This is a genomic window from Bartonella sp. AP88XZML, assembly GCF_042195565.1.
Taxonomy (GTDB): domain Bacteria; phylum Pseudomonadota; class Alphaproteobacteria; order Rhizobiales; family Rhizobiaceae; genus Bartonella.
Genome location: NZ_JBHIOQ010000029.1, coordinates 164,648 through 186,073, shown reverse-complemented (window position 1 = coordinate 186,073; position 21,426 = coordinate 164,648). Strand labels below are relative to the sequence as shown.

The 21,426-nt window shown below is 38.5% G+C and carries 19 protein-coding genes and 1 pseudogene; 8 read left to right on the top strand and 12 right to left on the bottom strand.

From position 1 onward, the window contains the following. Nucleotides 1–406 precede the first annotated feature (406 nt). From ACFIK2_RS02875 to ACFIK2_RS02855, 5 genes and pseudogenes are all read left to right on the top strand, one after another. A pseudogene (locus ACFIK2_RS02875) lies at nt 407–1,351 on the top strand (DnaB-like helicase C-terminal domain-containing protein); the annotation flags it as partial. A 6-nt stretch (nt 1,352–1,357) separates the two neighbouring features. After that, the gene (gene radA / locus ACFIK2_RS02870) at nt 1,358–2,734 is read left to right on the top strand and encodes a DNA repair protein RadA (protein ID WP_375612937.1); all 1,377 of its coding nucleotides are present in this window, start codon (nt 1,358–1,360) and stop codon (nt 2,732–2,734) included. A gap of 142 nt (nt 2,735–2,876) precedes the next feature. Then, the gene (locus tag ACFIK2_RS02865; protein ID WP_375634135.1) at nt 2,877–3,452 is read left to right on the top strand and encodes a CvpA family protein; all 576 of its coding nucleotides are present in this window, start codon (nt 2,877–2,879) and stop codon (nt 3,450–3,452) included. 82 nt (nt 3,453–3,534) lie between these two features. Then, entirely contained in the window at nt 3,535–5,028 is a 1,494-nt protein-coding gene (gene purF, locus ACFIK2_RS02860) for an amidophosphoribosyltransferase (protein WP_375634138.1), read from the top strand. A gap of 2 nt (nt 5,029–5,030) precedes the next feature. Continuing rightward, the gene (locus ACFIK2_RS02855) at nt 5,031–5,780 is read left to right on the top strand and encodes an SDR family NAD(P)-dependent oxidoreductase (RefSeq protein ID WP_375634301.1); all 750 of its coding nucleotides are present in this window, start codon (nt 5,031–5,033) and stop codon (nt 5,778–5,780) included. Between the two features lie 70 nt (nt 5,781–5,850). Here the strand turns inward: ACFIK2_RS02855 and pssA are convergent, their stop codons facing one another. From pssA to cysS, 5 genes are all read right to left on the bottom strand, one after another. Further along, entirely contained in the window at nt 5,851–6,690 is an 840-nt protein-coding gene (gene pssA, locus ACFIK2_RS02850; protein WP_375634140.1) for a CDP-diacylglycerol--serine O-phosphatidyltransferase, read from the bottom strand. Between the two features lie 8 nt (nt 6,691–6,698). Then, nucleotides 6,699–7,397, bottom strand: coding sequence for a phosphatidylserine decarboxylase (locus ACFIK2_RS02845; protein ID WP_375676873.1), 699 nt, complete (start codon nt 7,395–7,397; stop codon nt 6,699–6,701). Nucleotides 7,398–7,514: 117 nt separating this feature from the next. Then, complete coding sequence (locus ACFIK2_RS02840) at nt 7,515–9,398, bottom strand: ABCB family ABC transporter ATP-binding protein/permease (RefSeq protein WP_375634144.1); 1,884 nt, start codon at nt 9,396–9,398, stop codon at nt 7,515–7,517. Nucleotides 9,399–9,515: 117 nt separating this feature from the next. Further along, nucleotides 9,516–10,187, bottom strand: a complete 672-nt coding sequence (locus ACFIK2_RS02835) for a DUF421 domain-containing protein (RefSeq protein WP_375634302.1) — start codon at nt 10,185–10,187, stop codon at nt 9,516–9,518. A gap of 39 nt (nt 10,188–10,226) precedes the next feature. Next, on the bottom strand, nt 10,227–11,735 hold the full coding sequence (gene cysS / locus ACFIK2_RS02830) for a cysteine--tRNA ligase (protein ID WP_375676872.1): 1,509 nt from the start codon (nt 11,733–11,735) through the stop codon (nt 10,227–10,229). A gap of 498 nt (nt 11,736–12,233) precedes the next feature. Between cysS and ACFIK2_RS02825 the strand changes: the two genes are divergently transcribed. Then, nucleotides 12,234–12,602, top strand: a complete 369-nt coding sequence (locus tag ACFIK2_RS02825) for a TIGR02301 family protein (protein ID WP_375634148.1) — start codon at nt 12,234–12,236, stop codon at nt 12,600–12,602. A gap of 417 nt (nt 12,603–13,019) precedes the next feature. Here ACFIK2_RS02825 and ACFIK2_RS02820 read toward each other — a convergent pair whose 3' ends face one another. After that, nucleotides 13,020–14,348, bottom strand: a complete 1,329-nt coding sequence (locus ACFIK2_RS02820) for a dihydroorotase (protein ID WP_375634150.1) — start codon at nt 14,346–14,348, stop codon at nt 13,020–13,022. A gap of 64 nt (nt 14,349–14,412) precedes the next feature. Here ACFIK2_RS02820 and ACFIK2_RS02815 point away from each other — a divergent pair, with 64 nt between their 5' ends. After that, nucleotides 14,413–15,285, top strand: a complete 873-nt coding sequence (locus ACFIK2_RS02815; RefSeq protein ID WP_375634152.1) for a YgfZ/GcvT domain-containing protein — start codon at nt 14,413–14,415, stop codon at nt 15,283–15,285. Next, nucleotides 15,278–15,895, top strand: a complete 618-nt coding sequence (locus ACFIK2_RS02810) for a YfbR-like 5'-deoxynucleotidase (protein WP_375634154.1) — start codon at nt 15,278–15,280, stop codon at nt 15,893–15,895. The genes ACFIK2_RS02815 and ACFIK2_RS02810 overlap by 8 nt, the downstream gene beginning before the upstream one ends. Before the next feature lie 593 nt (nt 15,896–16,488). On the opposite strand, the gene panB is transcribed toward ACFIK2_RS02810, so the two are convergent. From panB to lepB, 6 genes are read right to left on the bottom strand one after another with little or no spacing between them, the layout of a single operon-like run. Continuing rightward, a complete protein-coding gene (panB, locus tag ACFIK2_RS02805; protein ID WP_375634156.1) occupies nt 16,489–17,304 on the bottom strand; it encodes a 3-methyl-2-oxobutanoate hydroxymethyltransferase in 816 nt (271 codons plus the stop codon). Next, a complete protein-coding gene (panC, locus tag ACFIK2_RS02800; RefSeq protein ID WP_375634313.1) occupies nt 17,301–18,161 on the bottom strand; it encodes a pantoate--beta-alanine ligase in 861 nt (286 codons plus the stop codon). Before panC ends, panB begins: the two co-directional genes overlap by 4 nt. A 23-nt stretch (nt 18,162–18,184) precedes the next feature. Beyond that, nucleotides 18,185–18,931 (bottom strand): DNA repair protein RecO, encoded by a 747-nt coding sequence (gene recO / locus ACFIK2_RS02795; protein ID WP_375617640.1) that lies wholly within the window; start codon nt 18,929–18,931, stop codon nt 18,185–18,187. 25 nt (nt 18,932–18,956) lie between these two features. Then, on the bottom strand, nt 18,957–19,862 hold the full coding sequence (era, locus tag ACFIK2_RS02790) for a GTPase Era (RefSeq protein WP_375676871.1): 906 nt from the start codon (nt 19,860–19,862) through the stop codon (nt 18,957–18,959). After that, complete coding sequence (gene rnc, locus ACFIK2_RS02785; RefSeq protein WP_375634160.1) at nt 19,855–20,562, bottom strand: ribonuclease III; 708 nt, start codon at nt 20,560–20,562, stop codon at nt 19,855–19,857. Before rnc ends, era begins: the two co-directional genes overlap by 8 nt. After that, nucleotides 20,543–21,355, bottom strand: coding sequence for a signal peptidase I (gene lepB / locus ACFIK2_RS02780; protein ID WP_375640607.1), 813 nt, complete (start codon nt 21,353–21,355; stop codon nt 20,543–20,545). The genes rnc and lepB overlap by 20 nt, the downstream gene beginning before the upstream one ends. Nucleotides 21,356–21,426 lie beyond the last annotated feature (71 nt).

Here is a 21,426-nt window from a genome sequence, read left to right as displayed (position 1 = left end):
GGGTACATATATTAAAATCCATAGCTAATCTAAATCTTTCTATATTGTTCCTTCTTTTACAAAACTCCTTCTCACAAGACACTCATTTTCTTGTTTTTAAATTCAAAAATAATTGCTGCTGTTGTGCAAGGCTGACTATTATGTAGAATATCAGAAACTTTCCTCTTTATAGGACAACCTCTAACCTTTTAACAAAAATATTTTCTAATCTATCTGAAAAATTACCCTAGTTACCGCAATATAAAAAACAAGCAGTGTTTTAAATACTACAGCACAGAGAAAATTCTACAACATGCAAAATATTCTTGATATAAAATTGCATAAAAACTGATATCTAACAAAAGGAAAGTGTATAATTATGCTAGAAAAAAAAGAAGACTGCGATAGTAGATTTGACAGTCTTGATGAAGCTATCAAAAGAGTTGTTGATATAGCAAGTGCTGCAAAAAAGCGCTCTTCGCAAATATCAGGGATAGCGACTCATATTCAAACACTTGATGAAAAAATGGGAGGATTACAACCATCCGACTTAATTATCCTTGCGGGACGCCCTGGTATGGGTAAAACTTCACTTGCTACCAATATTGCCTTTAATATTGCCAATGCTTATAATCATAATGGTAATATCCAAGAAAATGAAGGCGGCGTTGTAGGGTTCTTCTCACTTGAAATGTCCTCAGAGCAGCTTGCAACACGTATTATTTCTGAACAAACGGAAGTCTCTTCTTCTGATATTCGACGTGGTCATATTTCAGATGAACAATTTTCAAAAATTATTCGTACGGTAAATCAGCTCCAAAAGGCACCCCTTTATATTGATCAAACTGGAGGAATATCAGTTTCACAACTGGCTGCCCGTGCTCGGCGTCTCAAGCAAAAACATGGTTTGGATGTCTTAATTATTGATTATATCCAACTCATGACAAGTGATTTAAAATACACATCTGAATATCGTATTCAAGAAATCACTGCAGAATTAAAAGCTTTAGCAAAAGAATTAAATATCCCTATTATTGCTCTTTCACAACTTTCACATCAAGTTGAAAACAGAACAGATAAACGCCCAAAACTTTCAGATTTAGGTGGATTTGGTTCTATTGAGCAAGATGCCGACATCGTTCTGTTTGTCTATCGCGAAGAATATTACCTCAAAAATGAAGAACCAAAGTTCGGTAGCCTTGAACATATGAAATGGATAGAGACAATGGACAAAGTTTTTGGAAAAGCTGATGTTATTGTTGCAAAACAACGTCATGGACCGACAGGAATCGTGCCACTTGCCTTTCAGTCTTCTTTCACACGATTCAGTGACCTGGAAGATAATGATTATCTTCCAGAGCAAATTGGTTAAATCGATATGGCGCGTAATCGTATTCAATTTATCTGTCAAAATTGCGGAACCATCCATTCTCGTTGGGCAGGGAAATGTAGCGCTTGTGGGGAATGGAATTCTCTTATCGAAGAAACTATAAATAGCGGCATAGGAAGTGGTCCTAAGCAGAATGCTCGTAAAGGACGCATTGTCACACTCACATCTCTTTCTGGAAATATCGAAGATGCTCCACGTATTCATTCTGGTATTGCTGAACTTGATCGTGTTACCGGTGGGGGCTTTGTCCGTGGATCAGCACTCCTTGTTGGAGGTGATCCGGGTATTGGTAAATCAACATTGCTGACACAAACAGCCGCTGCTTTATCACGTAAAGGATATAATGTCATCTATGTTTCAGGTGAAGAGGCTATTGCGCAAATTTGTCTGCGCGCACAAAGGCTTGAAGCTAACAATACAGAAGTGAAACTTGCTGCTGAAACCAATGTTGAAGATATTCTGGCAACCTTAAGCGAACATAAAAACCTTGATATGGTGATTATCGATTCGATTCAAACCCTATGGTCAGATACAGCAGATTCAGCACCTGGCACTGTCACACAAGTACGTATCGGTGCTCAGGCAATGATCCGCTTTGCCAAGAAAACAGGAGCCGCCGTTGTTCTTGTTGGGCATGTTACAAAAGATGGACAAATTGCTGGTCCTCGAGTCGTTGAACATATGGTTGATGGCGTTCTCTATTTTGAGGGTGAAGGAGGACATCATTATCGCATTCTTAGAACTGTAAAAAATCGCTTCGGACCAACAGATGAAATTGGTGTCTTTGAAATGTCTGATAAAGGATTACGCGAAGTGATAAATCCATCTGAATTATTTTTAGGGGAACGTAATGAAAAAGCACCAGGCGCTGCTGTTTTTGCAGGAATGGAAGGGACTCGCCCGATACTCGTAGAAATTCAAGCGCTTGTTGCTCCTTCTTCCCTTGGGACACCAAGACGTGCGGTTGTCGGATGGGATGGAAATCGCCTTTCTATGATTCTTGCCGTTTTAGAAGCCCATTGTGGCATTCGTTTTGGACAGCATGATGTCTATCTGAACGTAGCAGGTGGATATCGCATATCAGAACCCGCTGCTGATTTAGCTGTAGCCGCTGCTTTGGTATCTTCTCTTGCCAATATCGCATTGCCAACGGATTATGTATATTTTGGTGAAGTTAGTCTTTCAGGAGCTACCCGCGCTGTTGCACATTCAGCACAGCGCATCAATGAAGCAAAAAAACTCGGCTTTCAAGGAGCCTTTCACCCCACAACAACAACCGAAATGATGAAGTCGCTCAACTTTCAACAAAAAACTTTCTCCGACCTTCCCGAACTCGTTGCTACTCTTACCGTAAGTAAAAAATGATCTGCACCACAGATATGATAATATAGAAAAAACTCTATAAAATACAAAAGATCCTTGCTATAAGAACAAAAAATGGCATAACAAAAAATATATTTGCACACAGACTTAAAAGAACACAACTTTATGTATAAGGAACAAACAAATGATCATAACAATCCTTGATGGAATTGTCGTAGTAATCATCCTGTTGTCCGCTTTTCTTGCTATGCTTCGAGGATTTTCACGTGAAGTGTTATCGTTGATTTCTTGGGCAGTTGCAGCTGTTACGACACTGTTTTTATTCAAACCTGTCTTACCTTTCTTTGAACAATATCTCTCTAATAAAATGATTGCATTGATCACAACATTGGTCACAATTTTTATTATTGTTCTCATTATTACTTCAATTATTACAATGAAGATCTCTGATTTTATTATCGATAGTCGAATTGGTATCCTTGACCGTACTATTGGTTTTATTTTTGGAGCACTTCGTGGTTTACTTATCATGGTCATCGGTATGTTACTGCTTAATGCACTGATTAAACCCGAGCTTCAAGCGAATTGGTTAAAAAATGCAAAAACAAGGCCTATTTTAGATTCATTGGGACAAAAAGTTTGGGAAATACTCCCAAAAGATATTGGATCTGTTCTCGAAAAGACGGAAAATTTGTTTAAAGACAGCAATAAACATACGTATGAGCAACACTCTCATGAAAAGATAATTTTCAAAAAATAGAGAATAGTTTTTCATGAGGAAAGAGAACTAAATGATGTAAAATGTGATATTAATGATTCCTCCATATCACAACTGAAAGAATATGATGATAAAAAGCGATGTTTTCTGTCAAGAATTTTCATTAGATGATGATACCCTTCATGAAGAATGTGGAGTTTTTGGTATTCTTGGGCATGAAGATGCCGCAACATTAACAGCTCTTGGACTCCACGCACTTCAGCATCGTGGGCAAGAAGCAGCTGGGATTGTTTCTTACCATAATAAAATATTTCATCAAGAAAAGCATTTAGGTCTTGTTGGAGATCACTATACAAACCCTGCAACACTTGCACGCTTACCAGGAAATCGTGCTATTGGACATACCCGTTATTCAACAACTGGAGAAGTGGCATTACGCAATGTTCAACCCCTTTTTGCTGAATTGAAAGTTGGAGGTATTGCTATTGCGCATAATGGTAATCTTACCAATGGTCTCACATTACGCCGTGAACTCATCGCTTCTGGTGCTATCTGTCAATCAACGTCGGATTCAGAAGTTTTTCTCCATCTTATTGCCCGCTCACGTTATGAATCGTCCTCTGATCGTTTTGTTGATGCGATTCGGCAAGTAGAAGGTGGGTATGCTATGTTAGCGCTCACACGTACAAAACTTATTGCGGCACGCGATCCAACAGGAATTAGACCTCTCGTGATGGGGGAACTTGATGGTAAGCCTATCTTTTGTTCTGAAACTTGTGCTCTTGATATTATTGGAGCAAAATATGTCCGTGATGTTAAAAATGGAGAAATCATCATATGTGAAATACAAAAAAATGGGGAAATTACGAAAAAAATTATAAAACCAGAAAATACAAAACCAGAAAAACTTTGCTTGTTTGAATATGTTTATTTTGCCCGCCCAGACTCAATCGTTGGAGGGCGTAGTGTTTATACAATACGCAAAAATATGGGAAGCCGTTTAGCACAGGAAGCCCCTTGTGAGGGTGATGTTGTGGTTCCTGTTCCTGATGGAGGAACGCCTGCTGCAATTGGCTATGCACAAAAAATTGGAATTCCCTTCGAGCTTGGTATTATTCGTAATCACTATGTTGGCCGCACTTTTATCGAACCAACACAACAAATTCGCGCTTTTGGCGTCAAGTTAAAACATTCGGCAAACCGTCCTGTGATTGAAGGAAAACGTGTTATTCTGGTTGATGACTCTATTGTACGTGGAACAACATCCCTTAAAATTGTACGAATGCTTCGCGATGCAGGAGCAAAAGAAGTTCATATGCGCATTTCTAGCCCTATGATTTTTTATCCTGACTTTTATGGTATTGATACACCTAAAGCTGAAAACCTTTTAGCAAATCAATATCCAAATTTAAAATCTATGTGTGATTTTATTGGAGCAGATTCATTAGAATTTCTTTCAACGGATGGGTTATATCTTGCTGTAGCAGGGGAAAAACGGAATAACGCCGATCCACAATTTACTGACCATTATTTTACTGGATATTATCCTACGCATCTGGTTGATCAAGAAAATCTCTCCAAAATTCATCAATCATCTGTTCTTAAAACAAGAGATTAATGATGACAAAACGTGACTTTAGTCTCCATGGGCGTGTTGCACTTGTTACTGGCGCATCAAGAGGGATTGGCTATTATTTGGCACTCGAGCTTGCTGCACACGGCGCTCATATTATTGCTCTTGCACGAACAGTCAGTGGACTTACTGAATTAGATAATCAAATCCGAGAAAAAGGGGCTCATGCAACCCTTGTTCCCCTTGACTTGCATCATATGGAAAACATCGATACCCTTGCTATCTCAATTGCCAAACGCTGGAAAAAACTTGATATTATCGTTGCAAACGCAGGAATTCTTGGAACACTCTCACCAATAGCGCATATAGAAAACACGGTATTTGAAGATGTTTTTCAAATAAATCTTTTCAGCCAATGGCGCTTAATGAAAGCCGTTGAGCCTTTATTACGTGAATCTGATGCTGGACGAGCCATCCTGTTATCCTCAAGCGTTGCGCATGCTGCGCGCCCTTTCTGGGGAGCTTATGCAGCCTCTAAAGCGGCTTTAGAGGTGATTGCCCGCTGTTGGGCAGAAGAACTCAAACAAACCCCTATTAAGATTAATTGTGTCAACCCTGGTGCCACACGCACTGCCATGCGCGCTGAAGCTATGCCCGGTGAAGATCCACAAACTCTCCCTTCACCACAAGAGGTTGCAAAAAAGATAGTCCATTTGTTATCACCTGATTTAAAGGAAACTGGAAAACTCTTTAATGTCCATAAAAATCGGTTTGTAGATTATCATGTACCTGATTGATCATCATATGAGAAGTAAATCGTTTGACTCTCTCTTTTTCCTGTGCTTTTCGACAGAAGAATGAAGCACTTTATAATTCTTGGATAGCTTTAGCATCAGCCTTTTTCTCTTCTAAAGTAGCACGTTTATTATAAGCGATAAAACTACAAGGGAGAAAAATCATATAGCTAACAGCTGTAATCAATAAAGTTTCCCATGTGTAAGTCGCAAGAAAACCGACATAAATAACAATGACCAACATGCACGGTATAACGATATCGCGCCTTAAATTTTGATCAATTGTTTTTGCATTCCATACCGGTAAACGACTAATCAAAAGAAAAGCAATAATTACAGTATAAAGACTAAAAAATAATGCCCACCCCCAATTGGGGACCAAACCAAGAGTGCCTAAATAGGTAGGCAATAAAAGTAATAATGCTCCTGCTGGTGCTGGAACACCAACAAAATAACTTTTCTGCCACTTAGGTATATTGGGATTATCTAACATCACATTAAAACGTGCTAATCGCAAACAACAAGCAACACAATAAACAAGGGCAGCAACCCAACCAATGTGATTTGCTTGATTCAAGATAAAAGAATAAACAATGAGTGCAGGGGTAACACCAAAATTTATAACATCAGCAAGAGAATCCATCTGTGCCCCAAAAGATGAACTACCATCTATTAAACGGGCAATGCGACCATCAGCACCATCTAAAACTGCGGCCAAAAGCACCATTAAAATAGCAGCTTCATAGCGATGTTCAAAAGCCAAACGAATGCTGCTCATCCCTGCACAAATTGCTAAAATAGTAATGATATTAGGAATGACATACCGCATTGATGTAGGTGAACGCCGCCGATTTGCAACATCATCATGCTGCCCCTCAGGATTGAATGAAGAAAATGGCGAAAAATTTTTCATTGTGAGTCCTAATCGTATCTGAAGTCCGTTGTGGCACTCTTATCATCAAAAGAACCCAAAACTGTTTCTCCAGCAATTGCTGTCTGTCCAACTGCAACACGCAATTTCATTTCAGTTGGTATATAAACATCAAGGCGAGAACCAAAACGAATCAATCCAAATCGCTCACCAGTCATAACGGCATCGTTTTCTTTTGACCAGCAAACAATCCGGCGCGCAAACATTCCCGCTATTTGTACGACACCAATTTTACCATGTTTGCTATCAATTACCACCCCATTACGCTCATTAAACTGACTAGCTTTATCAAAGTCAGCATTAGTAAATCGACCTGGCTGATAAACGATAGACTCTACTGTACCACTGATAGGAATACGATTAATATGGCATGAAAAAACATCCATAAAAATGGAAATACGGATCATTTCATCTTTCCCTAATCCTAATTCTTCAGGTGGAACACATGATTCCACAAATGAAATACGCCCATCTGCAGGCGACATAACCCAATTTGAATTCAAAGGGATCACACGATCTGGATCACGGAAAAAGTATACACACCACACCGTGAGAACGAGACCAAACCAAAACAACGGACTCCATATCCAACCAAGAATGAGCGAAATAACAAAAAACGCTACAATAAAAGGATAACCTTCTTTATGAACCGGTACAAAGCTATTATGGAAAGATTGCAGAATACTCATATAATTTCCTATTCATCGTAAACTTAAACAAGCAACAAAGCTTTTTGTTCCTCTTGTGTCTTTTTATGTATTTAATCAATCACTCCATATAAAGATATAGATTACATTTTGCTCTATTTATTTTTTACGATTAACAACACTCGTCTCATCTTCTTCACGCATTTTACGTAATTTTTCTTCCGCTTGCGATGCTTCAAGCTGCTTATTCCACATTGAAGCATAAAGACCTTTCTTGCGTAAAAGCTCTGTATGCGTCCCATTTTCAATAATACGACCACTTTTAAGAACTAAAATTTCATCCGCATTGATAACAGTAGAAAGACGGTGAGCAATAATCAATGTTGTACGTCCACGGCTTACAATATCCAATGCTTGTTGAATTTCCTGTTCCGTCGCCGTATCAAGAGCCGCCGTTGCTTCATCTAGAATAAGAAGTGGAGGAGCTTTTAAAAGTGTCCGAGCAATAGCCACGCGTTGTTTTTCACCACCTGATAATTTGAGACCTCGCTCTCCTACCATAGACTGAAAACCTTCCGGTAAAATTTCAATAAATTTTGATATTTGTGCCATTTCAGCAGCTTTGCGCATCTCTTCATCTGTAGCACTTGGACGCCCATAGCAAATATTATAGGCAATTGTATCATTAAATAACACCGTATCTTGTGGGACCATGCCAATCGCTTCACGCAAACTCTTTTGTGTTACGTCACGAATATCCTGCCCATCAATTGTGATAGAGCCTGCATCAACATCATAAAACCGAAAAAGCAACCGAGAAATAGTAGATTTACCGGCACCCGATGGACCGACAATAGCGACTGTTTTTCCTCCAGGAACTTCAAAATCAATATCTCTGAGAATCTGACGTCTCGAATCATAGGAAAACTTTACCTGATGAAAACAAATGGTCCCATCGCTTATCTCTAACGGTTTAGCATCCGATTTATCAACGATCTCTTTCTGAACATCTAAAAGATCAAACATTGCTTCAATATCCGTTAAACCTTGTCGAATATCACGATACATTGAACCAATAAAATTTAGTGGAATGGAAAGTTGCATTAAAAGCGCATTAATAAAAACAAAATCTCCTAAAGTTTGTGTCTTATAAAAAACTTCATAAGCTGACATCAGCATCATGATCGTCATTCCAATACCAAAGATAAGAGTCTGACCAAAATTAAGCCAGCTTAACGATGTCCAAATCTTTGTTGCGGCTTTTTCATAACCTACCATAGAAGCATCAAATCGATCGGCTTCTAGAGTTTCATTACCAAAATATTTGACCGTTTCAAAATTCAAAAGAGAATCAACAGCGCGAGTATTCGCCTCAGTATCCGCTGTATTCATTTTTTGCCGAATGCGAATACGCCAATCACTCGCCTTAATGGTAAACACGATATATAATCCAACTGTTGCAACAACGATGAGAAGATAATGCCACCCATAACTTATGTAAAATACCAGTGCCGTTAATATAAATTCTAAAACTGTTGGTACTGTACTAAGAATTGAAAATCTTACGATCGCTTCAATTCCTTTTGTTCCACGCTCAATCACACGAGAAAGCCCACCTGTTCGGCGTTCCAAATGAAATCGCAAAGATAACTCATGCATATGTACAAAGGTTTTATAAGCTAATTGACGAACAGCGTATTGACCAACAGTGGCAAACAGAGAATCGCGTAATTGATTTAATCCAGCCTGCATAATACGCGCGACATTGTATGCCAAAACGAGCATGATGGGAATAATCCAACTGGATGGGAACCATTTAGGTGGCTGAAAGCTTGAATCAAGCACATTCGTAGAATATTTAAAGAAATACGGTACAGATATGAGAACGAGCTTAGCCAAAACAAGATAAAATATTGCCCACAACACACGCATTTTTAGATCACGCCGACCTACTGGCCACATATAGGGCCATAAATTGTAAAGTGTGTGCAGAGTTCTCCCTGTATCTGATGATACAGTTTTTGTCATTTCATTGCGTTTCATAAAGTCCTTACTTCTCTATCATCCGCACAAACAGGTAAAATACCCTCTGTGGTTGTTTATAGATTCATCTCTTCATTACGGAGCTTCCAATAAGCTATACCTACCCGTTTTTTGAAGTTAGACTGTTTTTGAAAAAGGAACAAGAAATAATCCACTATACAATTTATTATTTTGATCTATATTTTCATACCACTCTGCTGCGAATAAACTTTCAACTTTTACATGTTTTTTTTTCAATTCTGCCTGAAGCCACTTTTTTGTTTTACCAATCTCTTTAAGTCCCTCATCAATAACTTCACCATTTTCTATTAAAATCGTCGATTTCTTTCCCTCTTCCTTTTTAATGACAGTGAAATCACCATTGGTTTCCAAACGAACAAAAGCAGCTTCATGTAAGTGACACCCTTTAAGACGTAACATCGTAATGAGATCATTAATATTGATCCCTAAGCTCTTAATCTTATCCATTTGGAAAACTCCATCTAAAACTAATGTGACATTCCGCCCTGCAATAAGACGACGAAAAAAAACTGAATAGCGTGCAATAAAATTAAAAGATGTAATCAAGGTTTGCCAGATGAATAAAACAAGCAATAATTGAATGCTACTAATATTCTGATTATAAATAACTCCTCCAATAATACCTCCCATGACAAAATTACTGACCAAATCAACTGGTGTCATCTGACTAAGACTCCCCCGCCCCGTCGTTCTTAAAATAAATAAGAAGGCAACAAGACCTACAGCCAGTTTAAGCGCGATATATCCATAATGATATAAAAATTCCATCATATTCTCCTTTTTTATGAAGCTGCAGGAATAGAGAAATTAAAATCGTTTTATTTCCCACACAGTTATGCGCTCACCACTCTGCGGATCCTTACTGTCTTTTAAAAGAACCCCCTCGGCTGCAAGCTCATCACGAATTGTATCCGCTGCTTCCCACTCTTTATTATGGATAAGTCTTAGTCTTTCGGCAATGCGCTGATCAATAAATTTTGTATCAAGGAAAGTTTTTCTCATAAATAATGGGCAATCTATTTCTTTAATCCATTCTTGTCTTAACAGTCCTAATAAATTCATCCCATTCAGAAGAGCCAAAGCATTTCCTTCTTTATAAAATTTTCGCAAAAGAGTCAGTGCTTTTGGAGTATTAAGATCATCACTAAGTGCATCTATCAAAGTATCATCAATTGCTTCATTGTTTTTCATCTCACTCTTTTTGCTGCGAAGCCATTCATACCAACGATACAGTTCGCTGCTCGATTTTATTAAACGCTGTGCTGTCCAATTTAATGGTTCACGATAATGCGTTTGCAACATCGAAAAACGCGCAGACAAACCAGCCCAATTTTGCTTCATTTCATCGGTTAAAATACCATTAAACTCCCCAAAATTATTCTCTAAAACAGAACGAATAGTTATGAAATTGCCAAAGCTTTTCGACATCTTTTTGCCTTCAACTTGTAAAAAACCATTATGCATCCAAAAATTAGCCATTCGCTCCGTCCCAAAAGCTGAACAACTTTGTGCAATCTCATTTTCATGATGAGGAAAAATTAAATCAATTCCACCACCATGGATATCAAAAACATTGGCGGTCGGATCATCACAGGTTAAACCACCGCCATAGGGCGCTAATAACTTTGCCATTGACATTGCAGAACATTCAATATGCCAACCTGGACGACCTAAAACAGGAATTCCGCCCGGTGATTCCCAACCTGGTTCTCCTTCCACAGAAGGCTTCCACAAAACAAAATCCATCTCTTCCCTTTTATAAGCAGCAACATCGATACGCCCCCCCGCCCTCATTTCATCTAAAGAACGATTTGCAAATGCCCCATAATGGGGAGGATTTTTTATGCTACTTACAGAAAATAATATATGATTTTCCGCTTCATAAGCGTGCCCCTTTTCAAGCAACCTTTCAATTAAAGAGCGCATCTCCTCTAAATGCTCAGTGGCGCGTGGCTGACTGGTTGGCAACAGACAACCAAGTGCTATGGTATCTTGTTGAAACTGAGAATATGTACGTTCTGTTAAGTGACGAATAGCCTCATTCAATGATACGTTTGGATATTCGCTAGCTGCTCGTGCATTAATTTTATCATCGACATCTGTAATATTACGCGCATATAGAACATGCTCATTGCCATAAACATGACGCAATAAGCGAAATAAAATATCAAAAACAATAACAGGACGTGCATTTCCTATATGCGCATAATCATAAATTGTCGGTCCACAAACATAAAGACGTACTCTTGTCGCATCTATTGGTGTAAATTTTTCTTTTTTACGTGTTAGCGTATTATAAAATCGCAACTCTTTCATTTATTGACTCCATGGACGATATTATGCACCGATCCTTTTAGATGTATCTTATCTCAAATCATTGTATTACGCGGTTTAAGCTAAAAACTTGTATCTTATAGTAAATTCTTCTTACCATTTTCCCATTGTATTTACGGCTGTATTCATCGTTTATCATAAAAACAATCTATTTTATTTGATTGGACAAAAGCGTTCTATCATTAGAGATGCTTTCCCTCCTTAAAGAAAATGAGCTTAGAAAAAAATCTATAGGCAATACAATATAAATCTATGTGAAAAATAGATAGCTTGCAGGCAGAAAATCTTAAATTTTTAACCACACAAAGCTTCGTCAGTATTTTCAATATTCCACAATGGGTTCCTTACTACCTCTTACGCCCTATATTTTATAATCAATAATTGAGAATAATGTAGCAATTAACTTTATTTTTTACACCGTTCTCATGACAAAATTATTTTATCTTTACAGAGTTTTATTCAAAGAAAGCAATAAAAATAATGCATAATAGATTGATAAACATCATTATTTTAATATTTCTTGTCATTTCAATGCCAACCTTTGCACAACAATCTCCACCTTATGAAAAAAAATTACTCCGACTAGCAGAAATTTTGGGATCATTGCATTCTCTCCAAAATCTTTGCGAGCCTCCAACAAACCAATGGTATGACTATATGAATGCACTGATTGAAGCAGAACGCCCCATTCCACAAAGACGTGCTTATTTTTATGAAGCGTTTAATGAAGCGTATCGTGCTTTCTCAGAAAATTATCATCATTGTACACAAGCAGCCATTGAAGCCAACCAAAGATACATTGAGGAAGGAAGAATTTTATCTGAAAACCTCCTCATGCATTATAAATAATTAATCTATACAAAAAGTAGCTCTCTCAATCTTAGCGATATCAATGATACTCCTTTCACAAATGCGGGGAGCAATAAACCAGCTCTGAAAATAGAGAGACGTTTAAAGAATAATGTCTTGATACGCTTTTATTCATATGCGCCTTTTTCCCCATACAAAACTGTTCTTTGGCTTCCTCCCCACACTTTAACGGACAAAGATTTTTAACTAAATTTGCTCTGTAAATAATCTAGGTTCTTGTTGAATAAGTTTCCTCTTGGCTTCCCACTCATGTAATTTGCTTCATAGTTTCTAAAAACAAGCCTAAAAATATTTACCACGCATAAAAAAACACTTATGTGCCAAAGAGGCTGACATACCCTATATCACCACTCTAAAAGATGGTATTTTACGGCATACTTATAATTTTAATTTTTTTTACACCAAAGTTTCTATAAATTTAACAGGCTCTCCTTGTGAAGGTGTAACAATTTCACCTTCCCACATAACGCGCATACCACGGATAATAGTCCCAACAGGCCAACCTTTAACTTTTTGACCATCATAAGGTGTCCAACCGGTACGCGAACCAATTAAGCTATTCGTAATAATTTCTTCTCGCTTAAGATCAACAATGGTTAAATCAGCATCAAACCCAACAGCAATGCGCCCTTTACAACTTATACCAAAAATACGACTAGGGCCATGTGAAGTGAGATCAACAAAACGTTCAAGAGATATTTTTCCTGCATTCACATGTGTCAACATAATTGCTGCTGTTGTTTGCACGCCTGTCATACCTGAAGGTGAAGAGGGATAAGGTTGAAGTTTTTCTTCAAGAGTATGAGGCGCATGATCTGAACCTAAGACATCAATAATTCCTTGTTGAACACCGTACCAAAGAGCGTCACGGTGGCGCGGCTCACGAATAGGCGGATTCATCTGAATTAATGTACCAAACTTCTTATAATCATCAGCCGTGAGCGTCAAATGATGTTGTGTCACTTCAATTGTTGCAACATCCTTATGTTTTTTTAGAAAATCAATTTCTTCTTCTGTCGAAAGATGTAACACATGAATCCGAGCCTTCGTCTCATGAGCAATTTTTACCAAACGCTGCGTACATTTTAATGCCGCAACTTCATCACGCCAAATCGGATGTGACGATGCATCCCCTTCAATACGCAATATTTTACGCTCTTTGAGCCTCGCCTCATCTTCAGAATGAAAAGCCGCACGACGGCGTGTATTCTTCAAAATAAGGCGTACACTTTCATCATCATCAACCAAAAGATCACCGGTAGAGGACCCCATAAAAACTTTAATTCCAGCCGCACCAGGAAGTCTTTCTAATTCAGATAGTTCATGAGCATTTTCACGCGTTCCTCCAACCCAAAATGCAAAATCACAATGCATTCGATGAAATGCGCGTTGAACCTTATCGCTTAATGTTTCTTCTGATGTTGTCAATGGATTGGTATTAGGCATTTCAAAAACTGCCGTAACACCCCCTAACACAGCAGAATACGAGCCACTTTCCAAATCCTCCTTATATTCATTTCCTGGCTCACGAAAATGCACTTGGCTATCAATAACTCCTGGTAAAATATGAAGCCCCGTACAATCAATGACCTCACTAGCCGATGCACATGTAAGGTCGCCTATTTCAGCAATACGACCATTTGTAATACCAATATCACGCTTGCTTCTTCCATCATGATTCACAAGTGTTGCACCTTTAAAAATTGTATCAAATGTTTTAAACATAACCACGCTCCTTACATATTGCTCACTTATCGATTATGTAACTTTGAGCAGAAAGGCAAGAACCATGATTGAAAAACAAAATGCCATTTGCTTAAAAAACCGCGGGCTTATTCAAATTACAGGTGAAGAAGCAACAGATTTTCTACAATCCCTGATCACGACAGATGTAAAAAAAATCAGTCCACAGGAACTTTTCCCTGGAGCCCTTTTATCCCCACAAGGAAAGGTTCTTGCTGATTTTCTTATCGGAAAAAAAGAAGATGGTTACTTGATTGATATCAGAATGCCTTTAGCTGATACGCTCCATAAGCGTCTGTTGCTCTATAAGCTGCGCAAAAAAGTAGAAATTACACAACCATTCCAAGAGCTTGTTACAGTTTCTTTGAATAATGAATCAGATGCTTTAAATTTTGATTCAAGTTTTGTTGATAAACGCTTCCCACAACAAGAAAAAATAATACGAATCTATGGCAAAAAACCTTTTTTGACTTCAGAATATCATGACACATGGAATCAATTGCGTATCCGTTATGCAATTGCGGAAAGTGATCAAGACTATGAAATTGGCAAAGTCTTTCCTCATGATATTAATTACGATCAAATCAATGGACTTGCATTCAATAAAGGATGTTATATTGGACAAGAAATTGTTTCACGAATGCACCACCGCCGTGCAGCACGTCGCCGTATTTTTATTGTAAAAGGCCAGTGTAAATTAACCCCTCAATCTAGCATTGAAGCAGGAACAAAAGTGCTTGGCTACTTGGGAACATGTGTAGAAAATGAGGCTCTTGCTTTAATGCGTATTGACCACGTCAAAGATGCTATGGATCATAACATCCCCTTTACTGTAAAAAACATTCCTGTCACTATAAGCATTGCTGAAAATATGAATTTTACCTTTCCTGAAAATACTATAGAAAACACTCATGGCTAAAGCTGAATTATTAAAAAATGGAGAAGCCCGCGCTTGGCAAAGAATGCTCTCTGGAAGGCGACTTGATCTTCTCAACCCTTCTCCTTTTGATGTTGAAATTGAAGATATTGCCCATGGACTTGCTCGCGTAGCACGTTGGAACGGTCAAACACGAGGAGAGCATGCCTATTCTGTTGCACAACATTCACTTTTGGTTGAACAAATATTTCAAAAACTTTTTCCACAATCGGGAAGCAATGAATGTCTTTATACCCTTCTTCATGATGCTCCAGAATATGTCATCGGCGATATGATTTCCCCTTTTAAAGCTGTCATAGGAAAACAATATGAACGCGTTGAAAAGCGCATCCAAGATGCTATCCACATGCGCTTTTCTCTTCCCGTTGATCTTTCTCAAAAACTTTTAAAAAAAATTAAACAAGCCGACCGTATTGCTGCCTATTATGAAGCGATTACGCTTGCTGGATTTAATACAGAAGAAGCCCTTCACTATTTTGGCTCTCCCAATAATATTCTACCCGATGATCTTAATTTATCCCCTTATTCTACACAACACATTGAAAACGCATTTTTAACGCGCTTTAATGACTTAGATGCCCAAAGATTATAGACTCTTCGCATTGTTGATTCCTTGTCATTACAGACTCATCACACTGACTTATAATAATAATTCATTGTTTTTTCATTTTGAATGAGAGCTCCTAATATCGTAAGCTTCACTCATTTCAAATCTGTTTATATTGAATCAATCAAAATCATTCTCTTGCACACCACAAGCGGGGCTGGCGTGTGGGTAAAATTTTTTAAAGAAAGAGTTAAAATGCTTCTTATGAACCATCTCAAGTGCTAAGCGCTGTCGCAGCATTGAAAATTGGCAAAGTGTGTGATGATGCCGGCTTGCTTTCTTATGAAGCGTAAAGACGGGAGTGCTCTATAAATTTTATACACTTCATAAGGGACTTACCACTATATTATTCACGAACGCCGTCGCGAAATAGGATTGGGTGCCTTAAGAAAGCTCTCTTTAAAAAAGCACGTGAATTAGCGACCCAATGGCGTTCTGTTTTGCATGAGAGGCGTGACTCCATTCAAGAAATGGAAAAAATCACAGCTCAAATTGTATACAAAATATATTAAATAATGCACATTTATTATCAAAACAACAAATGTTCTCTTGTCAAACCTTTCATCTTAAACTGAAGTTTATTTTAGTTTATAAACTTCATTATCCGCTGGGAAAGCACGAGATGTGACATCCTCTGCATAATTCTTTATTGCAGTTTCCATGGCTTGTTCAAGGTCTCCATAACGGCGTACAAATTTTGGCACATGAGAACCATAGCCCAACATATCTTCCATAACCAATACTTGTCCATCACATTGATTAGACGCCCCTATACCGATCGTAGGGATAGAAAGCTTATTTGTCAGTTTCACCGCTAAAGGTTCGACAATCCCTTCTAAAACAACAGCAAAAGCACCTGCCTCTTCAATCGCTGCTCCATCTGCTTCAATTCTTTGCCAATCATTCTCCTTGCGTCCTTGTGTTTTGAAGCCACCAAAACGATTCACCGCCTGGGGTGTAAGACCAATGTGCCCCATCACTGGAATGCCACGTTTACACAAAAAATCTATTGTTTCTGCTATATAAACACCCCCTTCAAGCTTAACTGCACCACACCCCGTTTGAGCAAGAATACGCGATGCATTAAAAAAAGCTTGTTCTGGACTTTCTTCATAAGAACCAAAAGGCATATCAATAACCACAAGAGCTTTTTGAGATCCACGCACCACGGCTTTCCCGTGTAAAATCATCATATCTAAATTAACAGGAAGCGTTGTCTCAAACCCATACACAACCATCCCAACGCTATCACCAACCAAAAGGATATCGCAATATGGATCAGCAATCCGCGCAGTATAAGCTTGATAAGCTGTTAAAGAAACAATTGGCTGTTGTCCCTTTCTTGCACGTATTTCGGAAGATGTTATACGCTTTACGGTTTTATGTACACTCATTTTCCACCCTTCTCTTGCAATATATATTGATCAATCAGCCTTACCTCACCAAAGCGGACAGTAAGAAGTAAAACTGCTGGTTTATTCAATGTTCCTCTAATCACGCATAAATTTTCCATATCCCGTAAATCTATCGCTTCAATGATTGCACGCGTTTCTTGTTGTAAAATATCATGAACAGTTTTGCATAATTTATCAACCGACCGTTCACCTTCATGGTAAAGCTTTTCAGCAGCTTTTCCACTTTCAGGAAGAATTTTGGCAGCTTTACGATCTTCTAATGTTAAAAGCTGATTGCGTGAAGAACAAGCTACACCATCTGACTCCCGTAGAATAGGAACTCCAACGATTTCAATAGGAAAAGCCAAATCTTCAACCATACGCCGAATAATTAAAATTTGTTGAAAATCTTTTTCCCCAAAAAAAGCCTTATCTGGTTGGACAATGTTAAAAAGTTTAGCAACAACGCTTGTTACACCACAAAAGTGCCCTGGACGTAATTTTCCCATCAAAATACGTGATAATTTTTTCACTTGTACAATTGTGTCATTTCCTGGTGGCCACATTTCATCTACAGAAGGAGCAAAAACACATTCAACACCTGCTTCTTTTAACAAAGCACAATCGCCCTTCAAATCTCTTGGATATTGAGAAAAATCTTCATGAGGTCCAAATTGCTTTGGATTGACAAAAATAGAAACTACTACGCGATCACACATTGCTCTTGCATACTGTACTAATGCAAGATGACCATCATGCAATGCCCCCATTGTTGGAACAAAACCAATCGAAAAACCTAAACGTCGTTCCTCTGAAGTATATTGGCGAACTTCAGCAATTGTCTTTAAAATTCTCATTTTCCCATTCAATTATCATCAGATCAACAAATTAATGCCTGTACACCAAATTGGCGCTCAAACAATTGTATCAAATTCATGCGCACTGACGGCTGCTTTATATCTCGTGGCTCCCAGACATGACGCATAAGAAAAAAACCCGTCAGTATAAAACCATTTATTATATCACTAAAATCAGCAGGACGAGTCATTCTTTGTACAAGAAACTGTGGTAGAATAAGAAGTTTTTTTTTCCAAGGTTCTCCTGCTTCTTCACAGACAGCCCGACCAGATTTTGGTGATACGTAATGAAGCCTTTCCTGACGACCTGTTGCAGCACAACAAGATAAATCAAGACCAAAACCAAGTTCTTCAAGAAGCCGCATTTCAAAACGTACAAGCAATTCTGCATTTACAAATGGTTCATCAAAATTCTGCATAAAAAGGTGTAAAATATCATATAAAATGGGGTGCGGATCACGTTCGGGAAGAAGCCGCAAATGAAAAGCTATCAATTGCAAAGCATAAAGTGCTTCTGGTAGACAGATTAATCGTGCCGCATGTAAATCAAGAGCTTCAAGCCGAAAAAGTCCCAAATGTTCGTCTAAACGAGCCCACCATTCAGCCTCCACAAAATTTCCAGGTTGAAGAAGAGCTGCCATGCGACGCGAGCGCCCCCCTTTTACCACTCCCATATAACGACCATGTTCACGTGTCATAATCTCAAGAATAACACTTGTTTCACCATATTGGCGCGTACCAAGTATAACGGCTTGTTCTTTCCACTTCATTTTACTTTAATTATTTTTAAAAATCTTATTTTAAAAAATCCAATCCCATTTCACGATAACGTTCTGGATCGGTATCCCAATTATCGCGCACTTTCACAAAGAGAAAAAGATGAACCTTTTGATCCATAATTTCCATGAGTTCTTTACGTGCTGCTTGACCAATCGCTTTAATTGTATCGCCTTTTGCTCCTAAGACAATTTTTTTCTGACTCTCACGCTCGACATAAATAACTTGATTAATTTTAACGGAACCATCTGAACGCTCTTCCCAGTTTTCTGTTTCAACCGTTGAGGAATAAGGAAGTTCATCATGAAGACGAAGAAAAAGTTTTTCACGCGTAATTTCAGCAGCAAGATGACGCATAGGCATATCAGAAATTTGATCTTCCGGATAATACCATGGTCCTTCCTGCATCATGTTACTCAACGCATGAAGTAAATCCTTGCAACCAGAACCGTTTAGAGCAGAAATCATAAATGTTTGCGCAAACTTTACACGTTCATTTATTTTAGTGGTTAACGCTAGAAGAGATGATTTAACAACTGTATCAACCTTATTAAGAACAAGAACTTTTTCTTGTTTCATATTGTTTACAATATCTAACATCATATCAACTTCATCCGAAAGACCACTTTGAGCGTCAATTAAAACAAGCAGAACATCAGCGCTCTTAGCCCCTCCCCAAGCAGCAGAGACCATGGCTCGTTCTAAGCGCTTATGGGGACGAAAAACACCCGGTGTATCGACCAACACAATTTGCACATCATCATGAAAGACAATACCGCGGATTAAAGTTCGTGTTGTTTGTACCTTATGTGTTACAATTGAAACCTTTGTTCCAACCAATTGATTAACCAATGTCGATTTACCGGCATTAGGCATCCCAATAAGCACAACAAACCCAGAACGCGTTTTCATAACGTCACTCATGATTATTTTTTCCCACTGTTTTCCATACACCCTCTCGTCGCAAAATTTTTTCAGCTGCCATTCTTTCAGCATATCTTTTGGAGCTTCCCTGCCCAATCTCTGAAGCAAACCCAGAAATACTGACCTCTACCATAAAAACAGGATCGTGATCTGGACCTGAACGTTTTATAACCTGATAATGTGGTTGTGCATTGCCTTGGATATGCGCCCATTCCTGTAATTCTGTCTTGGCATCACGTCGACCAGCATCCATTTTCTTTGCCCTACTTTGCCAATATTTTTGAATAAAAGGGCGAACACTTTCCAATCCTCCATCGAGATATATTACGGCAATCAAAGCTTCCACGACATCTGCATGCATATTGATAAGTCGACGCCCCTCAAAATTTTTCATCTCAAAACCAACACGGATCATATCAGGAAGTCTCATTTCACGCGCAATATCAGCACATGTCTGTGCATTGACCAGATGATTTAAACGGACTGATAATTCACCTTCACTTGCCTGAGGAAAAAGTTGATACAGCATCTCTGCAATCAAAAGCCCTAAAACCCGATCCCCTAGAAACTCTAGTCGTTCATAATTCCCCTGTTCCGAATCTTGTACACTCGAGTGTGTTAATGCCTTCTTTAACCTCTCTTCATCTTTAAAACGATGCCCCGTCAGCTTGAAAAGCTGATCAATCATGAGACGTTTCATCGTTGTTTCCTTGCTTGATAAGCGGCAAATCATGAACCGTATTTATGAAAGAAAACAAACGTTTCCAACGCACATCAAATGGCCAACGCCAAATCTGCCAAGCACTTGAACCATTACTGATAGAAAAGAAAATCACGCTCGCGCGACCAATAAGATTTTCTTCTGGAACATAGCCTACATCTAAACGACTATCATCTGAATTGTCGCGGTTATCCCCCATCATAAAGTAATGTCCCTGAGGAACTTCAAAGACTTCTGTATCATCAACTTTCGGGATGAAAGCTAAATCAAGTGTATCATAACTGACACCGTTAGGCATTGTCTCGCGATAAACCTCAACAGGATAGTTCACTTCCGTTATATCAGAATTATCAATCTCCCCCATAAAGTGACGTGAAACAGCCTCATCATTAATATAAAGGACACTTTGACGGACTTGTATACGATCACCTGGTAGCCCAACGACGCGTTTTATATAATCAATCTTCGGATTACTTGGTAAGCGAAAAACGACCACATCTCCACGTTGAGGTTGAGATGCCCAAATCCGTCCAGAAAAAAGAGGAGGAGAAAAGGGGATGGAAAAACGAGAATACCCATATGCATACTTAGAAACAAACAGATAATCTCCCACCAACAAAGTAGGACGCATTGAACCGGAAGGAATACTAAACGGCTGGAAAAAAAGTGTCCGAATAAACGCTGCTAAAAGCAAAGCCTGTATTAAAACAGAAATAAATTCAAGAAGCCCACCTTTTTTTTCTTTTTTATGCACTTTATCTTTTGGGATCATCACCAACTGCCTTCTCATCACAGATATAATTTTTTTCATCATAATATTCAAATAACAAAAGCACAATCTCT

What these genes read in the sequence shown, in the direction of transcription:
- radA (WP_375612937.1), top strand. Translation starts at nt 1,358, where the DNA reads ATGGCGCGTAATCGTATTCAATTTATCTGTCAAAATTGCGGAACCATC.
- ACFIK2_RS02865 (WP_375634135.1), top strand. Translation starts at nt 2,877, where the DNA reads ATGATCATAACAATCCTTGATGGAATTGTCGTAGTAATCATCCTGTTG.
- purF (WP_375634138.1), top strand. Translation starts at nt 3,535, where the DNA reads ATGATGATAAAAAGCGATGTTTTCTGTCAAGAATTTTCATTAGATGAT.
- ACFIK2_RS02855 (WP_375634301.1), top strand. Translation starts at nt 5,031, where the DNA reads ATGACAAAACGTGACTTTAGTCTCCATGGGCGTGTTGCACTTGTTACT.
- pssA (WP_375634140.1), bottom strand. Translation starts at nt 6,690, where the DNA reads ATGAAAAATTTTTCGCCATTTTCTTCATTCAATCCTGAGGGGCAGCAT.
- ACFIK2_RS02845 (WP_375676873.1), bottom strand. Translation starts at nt 7,397, where the DNA reads ATGAGTATTCTGCAATCTTTCCATAATAGCTTTGTACCGGTTCATAAA.
- ACFIK2_RS02840 (WP_375634144.1), bottom strand. Translation starts at nt 9,398, where the DNA reads ATGAAACGCAATGAAATGACAAAAACTGTATCATCAGATACAGGGAGA.
- ACFIK2_RS02835 (WP_375634302.1), bottom strand. Translation starts at nt 10,187, where the DNA reads ATGGAATTTTTATATCATTATGGATATATCGCGCTTAAACTGGCTGTA.
- cysS (WP_375676872.1), bottom strand. Translation starts at nt 11,735, where the DNA reads ATGAAAGAGTTGCGATTTTATAATACGCTAACACGTAAAAAAGAAAAA.
- ACFIK2_RS02825 (WP_375634148.1), top strand. Translation starts at nt 12,234, where the DNA reads ATGCATAATAGATTGATAAACATCATTATTTTAATATTTCTTGTCATT.
- ACFIK2_RS02820 (WP_375634150.1), bottom strand. Translation starts at nt 14,348, where the DNA reads ATGTTTAAAACATTTGATACAATTTTTAAAGGTGCAACACTTGTGAAT.
- ACFIK2_RS02815 (WP_375634152.1), top strand. Translation starts at nt 14,413, where the DNA reads ATGATTGAAAAACAAAATGCCATTTGCTTAAAAAACCGCGGGCTTATT.
- ACFIK2_RS02810 (WP_375634154.1), top strand. Translation starts at nt 15,278, where the DNA reads ATGGCTAAAGCTGAATTATTAAAAAATGGAGAAGCCCGCGCTTGGCAA.
- panB (WP_375634156.1), bottom strand. Translation starts at nt 17,304, where the DNA reads ATGAGTGTACATAAAACCGTAAAGCGTATAACATCTTCCGAAATACGT.
- panC (WP_375634313.1), bottom strand. Translation starts at nt 18,161, where the DNA reads ATGAGAATTTTAAAGACAATTGCTGAAGTTCGCCAATATACTTCAGAG.
- recO (WP_375617640.1), bottom strand. Translation starts at nt 18,931, where the DNA reads ATGAAGTGGAAAGAACAAGCCGTTATACTTGGTACGCGCCAATATGGT.
- era (WP_375676871.1), bottom strand. Translation starts at nt 19,862, where the DNA reads ATGAGTGACGTTATGAAAACGCGTTCTGGGTTTGTTGTGCTTATTGGG.
- rnc (WP_375634160.1), bottom strand. Translation starts at nt 20,562, where the DNA reads ATGAAACGTCTCATGATTGATCAGCTTTTCAAGCTGACGGGGCATCGT.
- lepB (WP_375640607.1), bottom strand. Translation starts at nt 21,355, where the DNA reads ATGATCCCAAAAGATAAAGTGCATAAAAAAGAAAAAAAAGGTGGGCTT.